14 protein-coding genes and 2 pseudogenes are annotated in these 16,763 nt (G+C 71.7%); 12 read left to right on the top strand and 4 right to left on the bottom strand.

Features of this window, described 5'->3' with window-relative positions; genetic code table 11:
- Positions 1 to 62: 62 nt before the first annotated feature.
- Positions 63 to 359: pseudogene (locus WHI96_RS18280) on the bottom strand (IS3 family transposase); the annotation flags it as partial.
- 497 nt (positions 360 to 856) lie between these two features.
- On the opposite strand from WHI96_RS18280, the gene WHI96_RS18275 reads away from it, so the two are divergent.
- Positions 857 to 1,213, top strand: coding sequence for an STAS domain-containing protein (locus WHI96_RS18275; RefSeq protein WP_345644063.1), 357 nt, complete (start codon positions 857 to 859; stop codon positions 1,211 to 1,213).
- A gap of 1,044 nt (positions 1,214 to 2,257) precedes the next feature.
- On the opposite strand, the gene WHI96_RS18270 is transcribed toward WHI96_RS18275, so the two are convergent.
- Complete coding sequence (locus WHI96_RS18270; protein WP_345644065.1) at positions 2,258 to 2,737, bottom strand: hypothetical protein; 480 nt, start codon at positions 2,735 to 2,737, stop codon at positions 2,258 to 2,260.
- 132 nt (positions 2,738 to 2,869) lie between these two features.
- Here WHI96_RS18270 and WHI96_RS18265 point away from each other — a divergent pair, with 132 nt between their 5' ends.
- A complete protein-coding gene (locus WHI96_RS18265; protein WP_345644068.1) occupies positions 2,870 to 3,052 on the top strand; it encodes an IclR family transcriptional regulator domain-containing protein in 183 nt (60 codons plus the stop codon).
- Here WHI96_RS18265 and WHI96_RS18260 read toward each other — a convergent pair.
- Positions 3,036 to 3,431: a cupin domain-containing protein gene (locus WHI96_RS18260; protein WP_345644071.1), complete on the bottom strand. Its 396-nt coding sequence runs from the start codon at positions 3,429 to 3,431 to the stop codon at positions 3,036 to 3,038. The two genes, WHI96_RS18265 and WHI96_RS18260, sit on opposite strands and share 17 nt — an antisense overlap.
- A gap of 46 nt (positions 3,432 to 3,477) precedes the next feature.
- Between WHI96_RS18260 and WHI96_RS18255 the strand changes: the two genes are divergently transcribed.
- Positions 3,478 to 4,485, top strand: a complete 1,008-nt coding sequence (locus WHI96_RS18255; protein ID WP_345644074.1) for a GlxA family transcriptional regulator — start codon at positions 3,478 to 3,480, stop codon at positions 4,483 to 4,485.
- 29 nt (positions 4,486 to 4,514) lie between these two features.
- Positions 4,515 to 4,721: pseudogene (locus WHI96_RS27900) on the top strand (transposase); the annotation flags it as partial.
- Positions 4,722 to 5,024: 303 nt separating this feature from the next.
- Here the strand turns inward: WHI96_RS27900 and WHI96_RS18250 are convergent.
- Complete coding sequence (locus WHI96_RS18250) at positions 5,025 to 6,062, bottom strand: LacI family DNA-binding transcriptional regulator (protein ID WP_345644077.1); 1,038 nt, start codon at positions 6,060 to 6,062, stop codon at positions 5,025 to 5,027.
- A 150-nt stretch (positions 6,063 to 6,212) separates the two neighbouring features.
- Here WHI96_RS18250 and WHI96_RS18245 point away from each other — a divergent pair, with 150 nt between their 5' ends.
- The 8 genes from WHI96_RS18245 to iolD all read left to right on the top strand — a co-directional run bounded on the left by WHI96_RS18245 (position 6,213) and on the right by iolD (position 16,752).
- Positions 6,213 to 8,582 carry an FAD-dependent oxidoreductase gene (locus WHI96_RS18245; protein ID WP_345644079.1) on the top strand — a complete coding sequence of 790 codons (2,370 nt, stop codon included), beginning with the start codon at positions 6,213 to 6,215 and terminating at the stop codon, positions 8,580 to 8,582.
- The gene (locus WHI96_RS18240; protein WP_345644081.1) at positions 8,579 to 9,985 is read left to right on the top strand and encodes an MFS transporter; all 1,407 of its coding nucleotides are present in this window, start codon (positions 8,579 to 8,581) and stop codon (positions 9,983 to 9,985) included. Before WHI96_RS18245 ends, WHI96_RS18240 begins: the two co-directional genes overlap by 4 nt.
- A gap of 118 nt (positions 9,986 to 10,103) precedes the next feature.
- Positions 10,104 to 11,105 carry a Gfo/Idh/MocA family protein gene (locus WHI96_RS18235; protein ID WP_345644084.1) on the top strand — a complete coding sequence of 334 codons (1,002 nt, stop codon included), beginning with the start codon at positions 10,104 to 10,106 and terminating at the stop codon, positions 11,103 to 11,105.
- A complete protein-coding gene (locus tag WHI96_RS18230) occupies positions 11,102 to 11,977 on the top strand; it encodes a sugar phosphate isomerase/epimerase family protein (RefSeq protein WP_345644087.1) in 876 nt (291 codons plus the stop codon). Before WHI96_RS18235 ends, WHI96_RS18230 begins: the two co-directional genes overlap by 4 nt.
- 92 nt (positions 11,978 to 12,069) lie before the next feature.
- On the top strand, positions 12,070 to 13,029 hold the full coding sequence (gene iolC / locus WHI96_RS18225) for a 5-dehydro-2-deoxygluconokinase (protein ID WP_345644090.1): 960 nt from the start codon (positions 12,070 to 12,072) through the stop codon (positions 13,027 to 13,029).
- Positions 13,030 to 13,034: 5 nt separating this feature from the next.
- On the top strand, positions 13,035 to 13,949 hold the full coding sequence (locus WHI96_RS18220; RefSeq protein ID WP_345644584.1) for a class I fructose-bisphosphate aldolase: 915 nt from the start codon (positions 13,035 to 13,037) through the stop codon (positions 13,947 to 13,949).
- Between the two features lie 38 nt (positions 13,950 to 13,987).
- A complete protein-coding gene (iolB, locus tag WHI96_RS18215) occupies positions 13,988 to 14,845 on the top strand; it encodes a 5-deoxy-glucuronate isomerase (protein ID WP_345644094.1) in 858 nt (285 codons plus the stop codon).
- 2 nt (positions 14,846 to 14,847) lie between these two features.
- Positions 14,848 to 16,752 carry a 3D-(3,5/4)-trihydroxycyclohexane-1,2-dione acylhydrolase (decyclizing) gene (iolD, locus tag WHI96_RS18210; protein ID WP_345644097.1) on the top strand — a complete coding sequence of 635 codons (1,905 nt, stop codon included), beginning with the start codon at positions 14,848 to 14,850 and terminating at the stop codon, positions 16,750 to 16,752.
- Positions 16,753 to 16,763: the final 11 nt, after the last annotated feature.

Raw genomic sequence — 16,763 nt, 5'->3', positions numbered from 1 at the left:
CGGTCCTCCAGGGAGGATCTGGGACTGCCCAGGCTCTTCTCGACCCGGTTCCGGTAGGTGGGTCAGGCCGCTGGGGCGGTGTCGAGCAGTGTCTCGTACTCGATCGGGGTCAGGCGACCGAGGCTCTGTCGGCGTCGGCGTCGGCGTCGGCGTCGGCGTCGGCGGTTGGTGGTCTCGATCCGGGGCACGATCGCGAGCCGGAGCTCGGCTCGTGTCTGCCGGCGGCAGCGGTTGAGGAGGTACTTCCGCAGCGGGCCGAGGAAGGACTCCATGGCTGCGTTGTCGGCGCAGGTCCCGACCCGTCCCATCGAACCTCGGAGCTGAGTACTGCGGGGTTCGCGCTGGTAGACGCGTGATCGAACTGGGTGGGTGTTGACCGCAGCGCGTTGACCGCAAGCGCGGAGGTCATGCGGCGGGCAGGGAGCTCACGGGTGCGCTTCCGGTCGGTCCGGGGTGGGGCTGCCCCGGGACAGCGACGGGCCGTTCCCCGACCCGCCCCGACCGCACGGTCGTCGACCGGTCGGATGCCCTGTCGCCGAGGGAGACCTCGACGCGGAGACGCATACGCGATAAGGTCACGGATACTGTTCCCGCTCTCATCCTCACCCAGGGTGAGGATGACAGCCGATCGGTTTCCCCACAGGTTCACCCTCGTGACCCGGGCTGGCCCTCGACACCTGCTGAGCGCGTTCCGGTCCGACACCGGCGCGGTACAGCCTGTTCCCGAGGACTCGATGTCATGACCGGATCACCGTCCCAGCCCGTCGACGGGGACCTGCAGCAACGGACGTCACCGACCGGACGCCCCCGCCCGGACCAGGCCGACCTGGCGCCTCCCACCGACGGAGTCGAGAGGGTGGTCGGTCTGCGCGCCGAACTCGCGCATGCCGGCGCGGCCGTCTCGGTCGTCAGTCTCATCGGCGATGTGGATCTGGCGAGCAGGCACGTGCTGGCCGTCGCGCTGGACGGCGCCGCGGTGGCTGCAGGTGTAGGCGGTCGTGTCGTTCTGGATCTCGACCGCGTGAGCTTCATGGGGGCGTGCGGGCTCGGTCTCGTCCTCGCCGCCCACGCAACCGCGTCAGGACTGGGTGGCGCGGTGATACTCGTCCTCGACGGCGACGCCCCGGCCGCACGTGCAGTCAGTCTCCTCGTCGGTGCGGGCCCGGACATCCATCCGACGCTCACCGCCGCTCTCGCCGCCGCAGCCGCGTGAGCACCGCACCCGACGACCCCCCAGGGTCCACCCCCCACCGGCGCAGCTCGACGAGCGCACCGAGTGACTCGGTAACCGCTGCCCTCGACCAACTCGCCGACGGCACCGCCGCCCGGTGTGAGACCTGCGGGGTCAGGATCCCGGATCGGCGGCTACGCCTCCCACCCGCCACCGACCGATGCGTCGATCACCTCTCGCTCGTCCCACCCCGACCTCGCGTCGTGCTCGTCACCGGCGACGTGCTGTCGGAATGAGGGAACACCCCACCGACCGGACCGAGAACCGAGCGCGACGACGTCCCACCGCACCGACCGGAACCCGAACACCGCCCCAGTCGACACCCTCCCGCGTCATGCGGACCTCGGCCCACGGGAGACATGTCCTGAGGGTCCGTGAGTCTCCGCAGCCGCGTCCTCGCTCATCGCGCGTCGGCTGCGGGAGCTGTGGCACCGTCCGTGGCATGGCTGGCCACCAGAACCTCGGCGAGCAGGCACGACGACAGCACCGTGCTGCGGTGGAGCGGTTCCTGCGATGGCGCGACGACGACACCGGCCCGACCACCGACGGGTCCTGGCGTGCACCCTGCCGGTCGACCGGGACGCCGCGAATCACGGACCTGCCACCGTCGACGAGGCTCCGCCCCGCCGCCCACAGCCGCCAGGCGTCGCGGCATGGCCGCCGCAGCCGGGCCGACACCGACCCGAGAACGGCCCGATCCCGACCGGGCCCGGCAGGGATGGTTCCGTCGGGGCCCGGGCGGTTGCAGATCATCCTCGACCGACCTCGCGCGACGACACCGACGCGCGACCGCACGACCGTGTCCTGAACGCCCTCACCGACGGACAACGCGGACCCGGCGCAGCCCTGGCATGGCAGCGACCGGAGTCGCTGGCCGCCCCGAACGATGGTCCCGTTCCCCACGCCGTAGACGTGTCCCGAATGGTCTGGTCGACGGTTGGCCACGACATCGGCTCATCTCCGCCCGATCACGGCCCACGAGCCGACCACAGCACTCAGCCTCGACGTGGCTACTCGACGTGGCGGTCAATCCTTCTCGTGCGGCCGGGCGGCGTGGCCAGCGCGTCCGCGCGTGCGGCGCCGCTCCTTCATCTCCGCCTCCATCACGTGCCGCCGCCCCGCGACCAGCTCGTCACGCACCGCGCGGTCCAGGTCGAGCACGGTCCGGTAGTAGCCGTCGTCGTACTCCTCGACGACCTGGAAGCTCCACCGGCCCGCGACGACGTTCAGCCCGATCAGCTCGATGGTGATCCGGTCGGCGAGATCGTCCCGTCCGATCCCCCGCAGGCCGTCGACGACCTCGTCGAGCATCTCGTCGGCGTAGCCGGTCATCTGGTGGAAGGCGTAGAGATGGCCGCGGGCCCGCTCGATCGTCTCGACGGCCTCGGCCAGCTTCCCCACCGCGGCCACGGCCTCGTCCGACACACCCTCCGGTCGGAGGTGCTCCGGGGTCGGTCGGTCGTCGTCGCGGGGGTCGTGGCGTTGGCTGACGGGAGACTCGGGCATGTGTGGGTCTTCCCCGTTGTGGCGAGCAGGAACCGTTCCCGCGACCAGCTCCGGTGCGGTCGACCGGGCCAGGACGACCGAGCAGGGTGCCCGCTCGGCGCCCCGGCCGAGGCTGCCCGAGGTCTCCTGCGCGTGGTGCCGGTCCGCGACGCCACGGGCGAGGTCGTCGCCGCGATGAGTGTGTCGGTCCCGAGCTCCCGGATGAACGACGACAAGCGGCGGGACGTCCTGGGGGTGCTGCGCGGCTGTGCGGACCGACTGCCGGACCGGCTCGGCCACCAGCCCGCCGCGCAGACGGTCACAGGCCGGCGCTGATGCCCCGGGTGGAGGTGATGTGGTCGGGCGTCTCGCCGGCGAAGTCCCCGGTAGACAGGGTGCCCGCCCGCTCGATGAGCAGTACGACTGCCTCGGCGTCCGCGGACGGCCGGTGCTCGACGCCGCGCGGCACGACGTAGACGTCCTTCGGGCCGAGCCGCACGAAGTGGGTGTTCCCGTCGTCCCGGATGCCGATCTCGATCGTCCCGGAGAGGACCAGGAACAGCTCGTCGGTGTCCTCGTGGGTGTGCCACACGAAGGTGCCGTCGAGACGGGCGAGCTTGACCGAGCGGCCCTCGACGGTGGCGAGCAGCCGGGGCGCCCAGGACTCGTCGAACGTGGCCAGGACCTCGTCAATGTTCGTCGCGGAGGTGTTCACCCGGCAATTCTCCGCCTCGCGGCCGCGCCTCCGACAGTGCGATAGAATGCATGTGTCGAAAGATTTGTCGCAGCCTCTGCACCGCGTGGTGGTGCTCGTCGACGAGGGCGGCAATCCGTTCGAGTTCGCCTGCCTGACCGAGGTGCTCGGGATCGACCGGCCCGAAGTGGCCGGGCTGCTCTACCGACTATCCTTCTGCACCTTCGCGCCGGAGGTGACGGTCCGGCAGGGCTTCTTCACGATGACCGGCCTCGCCGGGCCAGCGGAGCTCGACCGCGCCGACACCCTCGTCGTCCCGAACCGGCCCGACGTCGATACCCCGGGCGACCCGCAGGTCCTGCGGGCGATCCGGCGTGCGCACGAGCGCGGGGCCCGACTCGTCGGAATGTGTACCGGCGCGTTCACCCTCGCCCGCGCGGGGGTGCTCGACGGCAGGCGCGCGACCCTGCACTGGCAGTGGGCCGATCGGTTCCGCGCCGAGTTCCCCGGTGTGGACCTGCACCCGGACGTGCTGTTCGTCGACGACGGCGACGTCCTCACCGCGGCGGGCAGCGCCGCCGCGCTGGATCTAGGGCTACACCTGGTCGGCCGGGACCACGGGGCCGACGTGGCGGCGGCGGTCGCCCGGCGACTGGTGTTCACCGGGCACCGCCCCGGTGGGCAGCGCCAGTTCGTCGAGACTCCGATGCCGGTCGCCGGCGCGCAGGGCCCGCTCGCGGCGGTCGTCCGGTGGGCGCTGGGGCATCTCGACGAACCGGTCACGGTCGACGAGCTGGCCCGCCGTGCCGGCGTCAGCCGGGCCACCCTGCACCGCCACTTCCGCCGGGGGCTCGGTGTGACGCCGTTGGACTGGCTGCACGCCCAGCGGGTGGCGCGGGCCCGACGGCTGCTCGAGGTCACCGACCTTCCGGTGGAACGGGTCGCCGCGCTCGCCGGACTCGGTTCCGGGACGAGCCTGCGCACCCATCTGCGGACGGCGACCGGCCTCACGCCCAGTGCGTACCGGGCGGCCCGACGCGGAGGTGCCCCGGCCGGTCCGGTTGCCCGGACGTGATCGCTGTCGCAGCCCCGCCACGCCCCGTGCGAAGCCGGCGGTCGGGGGTCTCACTGGTCGTCCCGGACGGCCTGTTGGCCGGGGTGACCCGCACGGTCTTGCAGACCGCACTGGACACCGAGATGACTGAGCACCTGGGCTATGAACCCGGCGACCGCTCCGCGTCGCGCGACAACAACCACCGCAACGGGAGCTCGCCGAAGACGGTGCGCACCGAGGTCGGGCCCACGCCAGTCTACGACCAGATGTCGAGAAGATCAGGAACGGTCCACTCTCAGATGACGCTGCTCTGTCCGACCCGCCACCGCGATCACCTCCGGCAGGAACACCCGAGTCGGCACATCCACCGGCACCAGGTCCGACAACCGGCGCTCCGACGGCGGCTTCGTCCATCCAGCACGAGGCGTACCGAGGAAACTACACAGCATCCAACTGTACGGTATTGCAGCTGACCGGGGTCTGCCTGCTATCTCGACATTCCCGCCACGTCGGTGTGTCGCATCAGGACCCCACCCTACTGAGAACACTGAACAGATGCATCATTTCGGCACCTGTGGTGCATTGACGATCAGCCGAGCGGTGGTCGCCCGACGAATGAGCTTCGGCGCGAGCACGACCTCTTCGGGAGCACCCAGATCTCCCTCCAGTCGGCCTACGGACCGCTGGACGGCCAGTGAGGCGAGCTGCCTCGAGTCCTGCGCGACGGTCGTCAGTTCGAAATACGGAAGCCGGGCCACTCGACTGTCGTCGTATCCGATCACCGAAACGTCCCCGGGAACGTGGACGCCGAAGCGCTGAAATGTGCTGATGATGCCTGTGGCGCAGCTGTCGTTGTACGCGACGACAGCGGTCGGCAGATCACCTTCGAGCATCCTGCTCGCTGCTGTCACACCGTCGTCCTCGGTTGCGCCGCCGGCTACGACCCTGATCCGCTTCCGAAGCCCCTGCGCGGCCATCGCCTCCTCGTAGCCGCGGCGGTGCTCGACCGCACTGGCGTCGGGTCCCCCGTCGACGTGAACGATCGCGGAGTGTCCCAGCTCACGCAGGTGCTCCACTGCGAGCTGCGCGCCGGCCGCGCCGGCCGTGCGAACGGTGTCGACGACCGCACCCCCCGAACTCTGACCGATCACCACTGTGGGGACCTGCTCGGAGAGCCCTCTCAGGTCCTCCTCCGACAGCGACCCCACCCCGAGAAGCACCAAGGCCTCGCATCGACCTGCAAGTAGCGGCTCGACAGCACGGTCCGCGCTGCGACCAGGAGTGATCGCGCTGAGGGCGACGTCGTACCGTGCTGCCTCGGCCGAGGCGTAGATGTGCTCGACGACTTCGGAGTCGAACGGCCGCCGGATCGCGTAGGTCACTCCGATCAGCCGGGACCGGTGACGAGCAAGCACACGCGCTGCCGAGTCGGGTTGCCATCCGAGCTCCCGAGCGGCGGCGAGCACGCGTTCACGACTTTTCGCACTGGGACCGGCGGCGTCGCGCACCGCCAGCGAGGCGAGCCCCTTGGACACGCCCGCGCGGGCGGCGACGTCGGCGAGTGTCGGCCGCGCACGAGGCCCTGCGTCTGACGGCATGGTCTTCCGTTCTGCAGTGGTTCGGGCTCGCACCATACCCGATCACCCCTTGACCGACGACTGGGTCGGCGTGCATGCTGCGGCAGCCTTAAACCGGTTTAGGTACACCGAGTTGAACCGGTTTCAGACTTCGGCTCAGTGAGGAGCAGTATGCGGAAAGAGCAGCAGAGCTACGACGTCGTCGTCTGCGGCGGAGGGTTGGCGGGATTCTCGGCGGCGGTCGCTTCCGCCCGACACGGCGCCCGGACCTGCCTGGTCCAGAACCGTCCGGTCCTGGGCGGCAACTCGTCCTCGGAGATCCGAGTGACACCGCACGGCGCCGCGGCCTTCCACGGGTACGCCCGGGAGACCGGGATCATCGGTGAGGCGCTGTGCGAAGAGCGCGCCCGCAACCATGAACCGATCACCGAGAACGGCTGGACCAACAGCGTCTGGGACCTCGTGCTGTACGACATCGCGGTGCGGACCCCGAACCTGACGCTGCACCTGAACTCGTCGGTGCACGGCGTCGACATGGCGGCACCGGACAGGATCGGCGGTGTGCGCGTCCGGGTGGAGAACGCCGAGGTCGACATCCAGGTCACCGGCCGGACGTTCATCGACTGCACCGGTGACGGGACGGTCGCCGCACTGGCGGGCAGCGACTGGCGCACCGGGACCGAAGCGAGGTCGGAGTTCGACGAGCCGCACGCCCCGGCCACGGCGAGCGCCGGGGTCATGGGCAGCTCGCTGCACTTCAAGACCGTCGACGTCGGCCACCCGGTCCCGTTCGCCGCACCCGACTGGGCGGTGCGCTACGACGACCCCTCCTTCTTCCACCGGGGAGGGCGGGTCCCCAAGACCCTGCGCAGCGGTTACTGGTGGATCGAGATCGGTCCACCGTGGGACACCCTGCACGACAACGAGGCGATCCGGCACGAGCTGACGAGGCACGTGCTCGGGATCTGGGACTACATCAAGAACCGGGACCCGCAGCTCTCGTCCCAGGCGGCGAACCTCGCTCTCGACTGGGTCGGCCAGGTTCCGGGTAAGCGGGAGAGCCGCCGCATCGTCGGGCAGCACCTGCTCACCGAGAACGACCTCATCGACCGGACCGTGTTCGACGACGAGGTCGCCTTCGGCGGCTGGTACGTCGATCTGCACACCCTCGGTGGCCTGCTCGCCGACACCAGCGAGCCCCTCAACGCCCAGGAGCTCGACCCGACCTCCGACTACGGCGCGAAGACCAACGTGGGGCCGTTCGGTATCCCTCTACGGATCATGCTCGACGGGACCGTCCAGAACCTGCTGCTCGCCGGACGCAACGTCAGCGCGACCCACGCGGGCATGGGCTCGATCCGGGTGATGAGCACCTGCGCGGTCATGGGGCAGGCGGCCGGCACCGCCGCCGCCCTGGCCGTCGCCGAGGACGCTCCGGCGGCCGACATCCCGATCACGCTGGTCGGCGACGTCCAGCAGGCCCTGCTCCGGGACGGCTGCTTCCTGCCGAACGTCGCGAACGACGACCCGCTCGACCTGGCCCGCCGCGCGACGATCAGCGCCAGCAGCTCGGACACCCTGCACGCGGCCGCTCCCGGCGACCCGGACGGCCTCGGAGGCCTCGGGCACTGGACCGACCACCCCGTGTTCCCGGTGGCAGGGCGACTCGAACGCCGCTGCGCACAGTGGATCGCGCTCGGCGCCGAGCCGCGGCTGGACTCCGTCGCCCTCTACCTGAGCAACGACTCGGACGACCCCCAGACCGTCGAACTCGAGCTGCACGCCGTCGACGACATCTGGGACTACCGGGTCCACCCGGGTACCCCGCTCGCGAAGACCAGCATCGAGGTCCCCCCGGGCGTCGCCGGCGGCTGGGTCGTCTGGGACCTGCGGCTCGGCGGCGACGAGCTCGAACCCCGCTCCTACGTCCGGGTCACCGCGGCCCCGAACCCGCATGTCGAGTGGCATCCCGCCGGGTCGGTGCAGCCCGGTCACATCGCCACCTACGAAGCGGCCCCGGGGCTGTACCGCCGGTTCGGCGGGGGGACGACACTCAGCTTCCGGGTCGAGCCGCCGCAGCAGGTCTACGGGCCGGAGAACCTCGTCACCGGTGTGACCCGCCCGCACCGCCACACCAACCTGTGGCGCTCGGCCCCCGGCCGGGAGATGCCCCAGTCGCTGGAGCTCCGCTGGGACCGGCCGCAGGAGATCCGGCAGGTGCAGCTCACCTTCGCCGGGCACCTCCTGCGCGAGTACCACGCGCAGCCGCCCTTCTTCCGGGACCCGCAGTGCGTGCGCGACTACACGATCGAGGCCAGGACCAACGGGGCCTGGCGTCCACTCGTCGAGGTCACGGACAACCTGACGACCCGCGTGGTGCACGACCTCGACGAGGCCGTCGTCACCGACCGGCTGCGCCTGGTGGTCCGCGCGACCAACGGAGATCCCGCGGCCGGGGTCTACGAGATCCGCTGCTACTCCGCGGCCCCGTGCACACCGGTGAGCTTCCCGCCCGCGGCCACGCCCGGTGGCGCGTCATGAGCGCGGTCGTCATCCGTTCCGAGCGCGACGTCATCGACTTCGTGCAGGCGCACCCGACCGGGAGTGCGCGGACCCGGATCCTGATGCTGATCGCGCTGGGCAGTGTCTTCGGCGACGCCTACGACCTCAGCAGCATCGGGATCGGGATCGCCTCGCTGCGGGCCGAGATGCAGCTCACCGCCGTCCAGGTCGGCATGGTCACCTCGATCACCGCGGTGGGAGCACTCGTCAGCTCGCTGCTGGGCGGCTACATCGCCGACCGCACCGGACGGTTCAAGCTCTTCATCATCAGCGGTGTCCTCCTCGTCCTGGCCCCGATCGGGGCGGCGTTCGCACCCAGCTACGAGGTGCTCGTCCTCTGGCGCCTGGTCATCGGCATCGCGATCGGTCTCGACATGCCGGTCGCGTTCAGCTTCATGGCGGAGCTGGTCAACACACGTGGCAAGGCGCGCTGGATGAACTTCTGGCAGCCCGCCTCCACCGTGGCGGTCATGGGCGCCGCCCTGGTCGCACTGCCCGTCTACTTCGCCGGCGCCTCCGACGACCTCTGGCGCTGGACCGTCGGACTCGGTGCCGTCCCGGCCCTGGTCGTCGTCGTGCTCCGGCTCGTCTACGCCGAGGAGAGCCCGCTCTGGGCGGTCAAGCACCAGGGGCTGCACGCTGCGGCGAAGATCCTGGAGAAGAGCTACCGGGTCACCACCGTCGTCGAGGCCGACGAGGCGAAACCGGCACGGGACGACGGCTACCGACTCTCGACGATCTTCAACCGGAAGTTCCGGGCCAGAACCGTCCTGGCCTCGATGGTGGCCGGGATGCAGGCGATGCAGTACTACGCCATCGGCTTCTACCTGCCGGTCATCGCCGGGCTCATCTTCGGGACCGATCTGGTCGCGATCGTCCTCGCGACCGTCACCGTGCACACGTTCGCCCTGGTCGCCGGCCTCCTCCAGACCCAGCTCGTCGAGCGGTTCGGCCTCTGGAAACTGACGTTCATCGGGTTCGTGATCGTCGCCGTCGCACTCGTCGTGCTGGGTTCGGTCGGTGGCACCGTCTGGCAGGCGGTGCCGCTCGTCACGGTCGGCGTGGTCGGGATCTTGATGTTCGGACACGCTTTCGGTCCCGGGCCGCAGAGCAAGACCCTCGCCGCGCTGTCCTACCCGACCGAGTACCGGGGGCTCGGTACCGGCTGGGCCGAGACCGCAGGCCGGGTCGGAGGGATCATCGGGCTGTTCCTCTTCCCCGTGATGCTCGACAACCTCGGTGAGGGACCCACCATGCTGCTGCTCGCCCTCGCCCCCGCAGCGGCGGTGGTCACACTGCTGCTGATCCGCTGGGAACCCGCCGGTCAGGACGTCGAGGACGACGCGCTGGACAGGGAGCACCCGACCAGGTCGACGGCATAGGGGAACAACGCGCCGACCGCGGCCGGCGCCTCCGCGCTCCCCGGTCCCTCCGGCCTCGTCGCCGGGCGCCGGTCCGGGGAGCGCCGGGCGTTCGACCGACCACGAGAGGAAGACACCCATGAGGATCGGACTGATCGGGCTGGGCCGGATCGGCGCGTTCCACGCGCGGACCCTGGCCGGCCTGGACGCGGTGGACCGGCTGGTGGTCACCGACACCCGCCCCGAGGTCACCGCCGCCGTCGCGGCCGAGGTCGGTGCCACCGCCGCCGGGTCGCCGGACGAGCTGCTGGCCTCCGGCGTGGACGGCGTCGTGATCGCCGCTGCCACCCCGGCGCACCCCGAGCTGATGCTGGCCGCCGTCGACGCCGGCCTGCCGGTGTTCTGCGAGAAGCCGGTCGCGGGCCGGATCGACGACGCCGTCGACGTCGCCGCCAAGGTGGCCGGGCGGGACGAGCGGGTGCAGATCGGCTACCCGCGCCGCTTCGACGCCGGGTACGCGGCCGCCCGCGACGCCGTCGTCGCCGGGGAGCTGGGCCGGGTGCACACCGTCCGGGCCACCACCCTGGACCCGGCGCCGCCACCCGCGGACTACCTGCGGATCTCCGGCGGGATCTTCCGCGACTGCTCGGTGCACGACTTCGACGCGATCCGCTGGGTGACCGGCCGGAAGGTCGTCGAGGTCTACGCGACCGGCAGCGCGAACGGCGATCCGGTGTTCGCCGAGACCGGCGACGCCTCCACCGCGCAGGCGATCCTGACCCTCGACGACGGCTCCGCCGCCGTCGTCTCGAACACCCGCTACAACCCGCGCGGCTACGACGTCCGGATGGAGTTGCACGGCGACCGGGACTCGGTCGCGGTCGGCCTGGACGCCGGCCTGCCTCTGCGCTCGGTCGAGCCGGGCGTGTCCTTCCCCGGCGGTGTCCCGCACGCGTTCTTCATGGACCGGCTCGCCCCGGCGTTCCGGGCCGAGCTGTCCGCCTTCACCGAGGTGGTCGCCGGCGGGCGGCCCTCGCCCTGCACGGTTGCCGACGCAATGGCGGCCGGGTGGATCGCGGAGGCCGCGACGCTGTCCCTGCACGAGCACCGTCCGGTGCGGATCGACGAGGTCACCCGATGACGCACGAGAAGATCGCCGGAGCACCCATCTCCTGGGGCGTGTGCGAGGTTCCCGGCTGGGGCCACCAGCTGGAACCGGCCCGGGTACTCGCCGAGATGCGCGAGGTCGGGCTGTCGGCCACCGAGTTCGGCCCGGACGGCTTCCTGCCCGACGCGCCGGAGGCCAAGGCCGCGACGCTGGAGCAGCACGGCCTCCGGGCGGTCGGCGGATTCACCCCCACCCTGCTGCACGTCCCCGGGCACGACCCGCTGACCGGCATCGAGGAGCTCCTCGCCGGTTACGACGCCGCCCGCGCCGGCACCCTGGTGCTGTCCGCGGACTCCGGTGGCACCGGTTACGACTCGCGTCCCGAGCTGGACACCGATGGCTGGGCGCTGCTTCTGTCCAACCTGGACCGGATCACCGACCACGCGGCTGCCCGCGGCGTGGCCGCGGTGCTGCACCCCCACGTCGGGACGATGGTGGAGACCGGCCCGGAGGTCCAGCGGGTCCTGGAGGGCTCCCGGATCCAGCTGTGCCTCGACACCGGGCACCTGCTGATCGGCGGCACCGACCCGGCCGCGCTCGCCCGGCAGGCGCCCGAGCGGGTGGCGCACACCCACCTCAAGGACGTCGACCTCGGGCTCGCCCGCCGGGTCCAGGACGGCCGGCTCACCTACACCGAGGCCGTCGGGAAGGGCATGTACCGCCCGCTCGGCGAGGGCGACGTCGACCTCGACGGCGTCCTGTCGCACCTGACCGCCCGCAGGTACGACGGCTGGCACGTCCTGGAGCAGGACACGATCCTGCACGGCCCGCCGACCGGCGCAGGACCGGCCGCCGACGTGCACACCAGCGTCGAGAACCTGCGCCGAGCGCTCCGTGTCCCGTAGCGGCCCGGGGTTCGCCGTCGCACCAACCGGAGAGCGGGGCCGAAGCGCAGCCCCGCCGCCTTTGTCGGTTCCTACGAGAGGCTGTCAAGGACATGAACGCCCCCGCTGAGATCCTGACCTTCGGCCGTGCCGGGGTGGACCTCTATCCGCTGCAGGTCGGCGTCGGGCTCGAGGACGTCACCTCGTTCGGCAAGTTCCTCGGCGGCACCACGGCCAACGTCGCGGTGGCCGCCGCCCGGCTGGGCCGGCACGCCGCGATCATCACGGGCGTCGGTGACGACCCGTTCGGCCGGTACGTGCGCCGGGAGCTGAACCGGCTCGGGGTGGACGACCGGCACGTCGTCACGAACACCGAGTACCCCACGCCGGTGACGTTCTGCGAGATCTTCCCGCCGGACGACTTCCCGCTGTACTTCTACCGCAGGCCCTCCGCCCCGGACCTGCGGGTCGCACCGTCCGATCTGGACCGGGACGGGATCGCCGGGGCCGGGCTGTTCTGGCTGTCGGTCTCCGGGCTGTCCGAGGAGCCGTCGCGCTCGGCGCACCACGAGGCGCTCGCCGCCCGCCCCTCCGGGCTCACGGTGCTCGACCTCGACTACCGGCCGATGTTCTGGGACTCCCCCGCCGCCGCGACCGAGCAGGTGCAGAAGGTGCTCGGCCAGGTGACGGTCGCCGTCGGCAACCGCGAGGAGTGCGAGGTCGCGGTCGGCGAGACCGACCCGGGGCGCGCCGCCGACGCGCTGCTCGACGCCGGGGTGGAGCTCGCGATCGTGAAGCAGGGCCCGAAGGGCGTGCTCGCGAGGTCGCGCACCGAGCGTGTCGTCTCCCCGCCCATCCCCGTCACCCCCTACAACGGCCTCGGGGCCGGAGACGGCTTCGGCGGGTCGCTCGCGCACGGCCTGCTCGCCGGCTGGCCGCTGGAGACCGTGCTCGGCCGGGCGAACGCCGCGGGCGCGATCGTCGCCTCCCGGCTGGAGTGCTCCACCGCCATGCCCACCGCCGCCGAGATCGACACGCTCCTCGCCGGTGGCGACCCGAACGAGAACCGGTGACCACCATGAAACCGATCACCCAGGGATTCGCGGCCTCCTACGACGAGGTCCGCGACATCCGGGCCCGCGCTCCCGAGCGCATCCCGGCACTGCTCGCGTCGCGGCGTCGGCGGCCCTTCGTGCCCGCCGACGGCCGGCTGATGATCGTCGCCGCGGACCACCCGGCCCGCGGTGCCCTGTCCGCCCGTGGCCGCGCCGACGCCATGGCCAGCCGCCCCGAGCTCCTCGACCGGCTGACCACCGCGCTCGCGCGGCCCGGGGTCGACGGCGTGCTGGGCACCGCCGACGTGCTGGAGGACCTGCTGCTGCTCGGCGCGCTGGAGGGCAAGGTCGTCGTCTCGTCGATGAACCGCGGCGGCCTGCAGGGCTCGGTGTTCGAGATGGACGACCGGCTCACCGGCTACGACGTCCGCGGCACCGTGGACGCCGGGTTCGAGGCCATCAAGATGCTGACCCGGATCGACCCGGCCGACCCCGCGACGGTGGCCACCCTCGAGACCTGCGCTCGGGTCGTCAGCGAGGCGAACCGGGCCGGGCTGGTCGCGATGGTGGAGCCGTTCCTGTCCCGCCGCGTCGACGGACGGGTGGTCAACGACCTCTCCCCCGACGCCGTCATCAGGTCGGTGCACATCGCCCAGGGGCTCGGTGGCTCCAGCGCCTACACCTGGATGAAGCTGCCCGTCGTCGAGGAGATGGAGCGGGTGATGGCGGCCACCACCCTGCCCACCCTGCTCCTCGGCGGGGACCCGACGACCCGGCCCGAGGAGACCTACGCGTCCTGGGAGGCAGCCCTGGAGCTGCCGTCGGTACGCGGCCTCATCGTGGGCCGGGCACTGCTCTACCCGGAGGACGGTGACGTCGCCGCGGCCGTCGACACCGCCGTCTCGCTGGTCAGGCCGCAGGAGGTGCGCGCAGCGTGAGTGAGCATGCGAACGGACCGTCGGCACAGAGTGAGTACGTGATCCCCGCGGGGACCTCCCCGGGCGCCGGCTACGAGCTGGAGATCACCCCGAAGACGGCCGGTTGGGAGCACTCCGGCCTGCGGATCCTGAGCCTGCCCGCCGGCGGCTCGCGGACCGTCGACACCGGCGGCGAGGAGATGTTCCTCGTCCCGCTGTCCGGCTCGGCGCAGGTCACCCTGGGTTCGGAGACGCACACCCTGACCGGACGGGAGCACGTGTTCGAGGGCCCGACCGACTTCTCCTACCTGCCCGTCCGCTCGAGCGTCACGGTCACCTCGGCGTCCGGCGGCCGGTTCGCGCTCTGCGGCGCCCGTACCGAGTCGGCGCTGCCGTTCCGCTACGGCCCACGGGCCGAGGTCCCGGTCGAGCTGCGGGGAGCCGGGCCGTCGTCCCGCCAGGTCCGCAACTTCGGCGCGGCCGGGGTGTTCGAGGCCGCGTCGGCCATCTGCGTCGAGGTGGTCACGCCCGGCGGGAACTGGTCGAGCTACCCCGCCCACAAGCACGACGAGACCTCCGCGCACGAGTGCGAGCTGGAGGAGATCTACTACTTCGAGATCGCCCCCGGCCCGGCCGGGCAGCCCGGTCTCGGGTTCCACCGGACGTCGTCGTCACCCGGGCACGAGATCGACATCATGGTCGAGGTGCACGACCGGGACACCGTCCTGATCCCGTGGGGGTGGCACGGCCCGTGCGCCGCCGCCCCCGGCCACGACATGTACTACCTCAACGTGATGGCCGGCCCCGGCGAGGAACGCGCCTGGAGGATCACCGACCACCCCGAGCAGGCCTGGGTCCGGGCCACGTGGACCGACCAGGAGATCGACTCCCGGCTCACCGGGAACGGAGGCCAGTGACCATGAGCGGGACGATCCGCCTCACCGTCGCCCAGGCGACCGTGAAGTTCCTCGGTGCGCAGTACAGCGAGCGCGACGGCGTGCGCCGGAAGCTCTTCGAGGGCTGCTTCGGCATCTTCGGTCACGGCAACGTGGCCGGCCTCGGACAGGCACTGCTGCAGGCCGAGCTGCACGATCCGGGCCTGCTGCCCTACGTGCTCGGCCGCAACGAGCAGGCGATGGTGCACACCGCCGTCGCCTACGCCCGGGCGAAGGACCGGCTGCAGACCTGGGCGGTCAGCTCCAGCGTCGGCCCCGGTGCCACCAACATGGTCACCGGCGCCGCCCTGGCGACGATCAACCGGCTACCCGTGCTGCTGCTGCCGGCCGACACCTTCGCCGACCGCTCGGCGTCGCCACTGCTGCAGGAGCTGGAGCAACCCTACGCCGGCGACCTGACGGTGAACGACGCCTTCCGGCCCGTCTCGGCGTACTTCGACCGGGTGTGGCGGCCCGAGCAGCTGCCCGCGGCCCTGCTGTCCGCGATGCGGGTGCTCACCGACCCGGCCGCCACCGGTGCCGTCACCGTCTGCTTCCCGCAGGACGTCCAGGCCCAGGCGCACGACTGGCCGCTCGAGCTGTTCGCCGAGCGCACCTGGCACGTGGCGCGGCCGCGGCCCGAGTCCTGGGCGGTGGCACGGGCCGCCGAGCTGATCCGCTCGGCGCGGCGCCCACTGGTGGTCGCCGGCGGCGGCGTGCACTACAGCCACGCCACCGACGCACTGGCCGCCTTCACCGAGGCCACCGGCATCCCCGTCGGCCAGAGCCAGGCCGGCAAGGGCACCCTGGTCCACGACCACCCGCAGTGCCTCGGCGCCATCGGCTCGACCGGCACCACCGCGGCCAACGCGATCGCGCACGACGCCGACCTCGTGATCGGCGTCGGCACCCGGTACTCCGACTTCACCACCGCCAGCCGGACCGCGTTCCAGAACCCGGACGTCCGGTTCGTCACCATCAACGTCGCGCCGATCGACGCCGTCAAGCACTCGGGGGTCTCGGTCGTCGCCGACGCCCGCGAGACCCTGACCGAGCTGACCGCGCTGCTCGAGGACCACCGGGTGTCCGACGGCTACCGCGCCGAGTACACCGAGCTCGACGCCGCGTGGGTCGCGACGGTCGACGCCGCCTTCCACCCCGCCGCCCCGGCGAACGGGGCCGGCGGCCTGCTGACCCAGAACGAGGTCATCGGGATGGTCAACGACCTGTCCGACCCACGCGACGTCGTGGTGTGCGCGGCCGGCTCGATGCCCGGCGACCTGCACAAGCTGTGGCAGACCCGCGACGCCAAGGGCTACCACGTCGAGTACGGCTACTCCTGCATGGGCTACGAGGTCGCCGGCGGTCTCGGCGTCCGGCTCGCCGCACCCGACCGGGACGTGTTCGTCATGGTCGGCGACGGCTCCTACCTGATGATGGCCACCGAGCTCGCCACGGCAGTCCAGGAGGGCATCAAGGTCATCACGGTGCTGGTGCAGAACCACGGCTTCGCCTCCATCGGCGCGCTGTCGCAGGAGCTGGGCTCCCAGCGGTTCGGCACCCGCTACCGCTACCGCTCGGCCACCTCCGGCCGGCTCGACGGCGACGTGCTGCCGCTCGACCTGGCCGCGAACGCGGAGAGCTTCGGCCTGCGGGTGCTCCGCACCACCAACCCGGCCGAGTTCGCCGACGCGATCGCCACGGCCAAGGCCGCGACCGACAGCACGGTGATCTACGTCGAGACCGACCCGCTGGTCCCCGCGCCGGACTCCCGCTCCTGGTGGGACGTCCCGGTCAGCGAGATCAGCGAGCTCGACTCCACCCGCGCCGCCCGCAAGGTCTACGACGAGCACAAGGCCACCCAGCGGCCGTTCCTGCGGCCCGGCTGAGCGAGGCCCGC

This window comes from Pseudonocardia tropica, from assembly GCF_040105315.1.
GTDB classification, from domain to species: domain Bacteria; phylum Actinomycetota; class Actinomycetes; order Mycobacteriales; family Pseudonocardiaceae; genus Pseudonocardia; species Pseudonocardia alni.
The sequence above is the reverse complement of the archived record's forward strand: the minus strand, read 5'-3'. Positions and strand labels throughout refer to the sequence as shown.

Excerpts from the sequence above, each read along its gene's own strand:
- WHI96_RS18250 (WP_345644077.1), bottom strand. The coding sequence starts at position 6,062 with ATGCCGTCAGACGCAGGGCCTCGTGCGCGGCCGACACTCGCCGACGTC.
- WHI96_RS18270 (WP_345644065.1), bottom strand. The coding sequence starts at position 2,737 with ATGCCCGAGTCTCCCGTCAGCCAACGCCACGACCCCCGCGACGACGAC.
- WHI96_RS18245 (WP_345644079.1), top strand. The coding sequence starts at position 6,213 with ATGCGGAAAGAGCAGCAGAGCTACGACGTCGTCGTCTGCGGCGGAGGG.
- WHI96_RS18220 (WP_345644584.1), top strand. The coding sequence starts at position 13,035 with ATGAAACCGATCACCCAGGGATTCGCGGCCTCCTACGACGAGGTCCGC.
- iolC (WP_345644090.1), top strand. The coding sequence starts at position 12,070 with ATGAACGCCCCCGCTGAGATCCTGACCTTCGGCCGTGCCGGGGTGGAC.
- WHI96_RS18240 (WP_345644081.1), top strand. The coding sequence starts at position 8,579 with ATGAGCGCGGTCGTCATCCGTTCCGAGCGCGACGTCATCGACTTCGTG.
- WHI96_RS18255 (WP_345644074.1), top strand. The coding sequence starts at position 3,478 with ATGCATGTGTCGAAAGATTTGTCGCAGCCTCTGCACCGCGTGGTGGTG.
- iolD (WP_345644097.1), top strand. The coding sequence starts at position 14,848 with ATGAGCGGGACGATCCGCCTCACCGTCGCCCAGGCGACCGTGAAGTTC.
- WHI96_RS18230 (WP_345644087.1), top strand. The coding sequence starts at position 11,102 with ATGACGCACGAGAAGATCGCCGGAGCACCCATCTCCTGGGGCGTGTGC.
- WHI96_RS18235 (WP_345644084.1), top strand. The coding sequence starts at position 10,104 with ATGAGGATCGGACTGATCGGGCTGGGCCGGATCGGCGCGTTCCACGCG.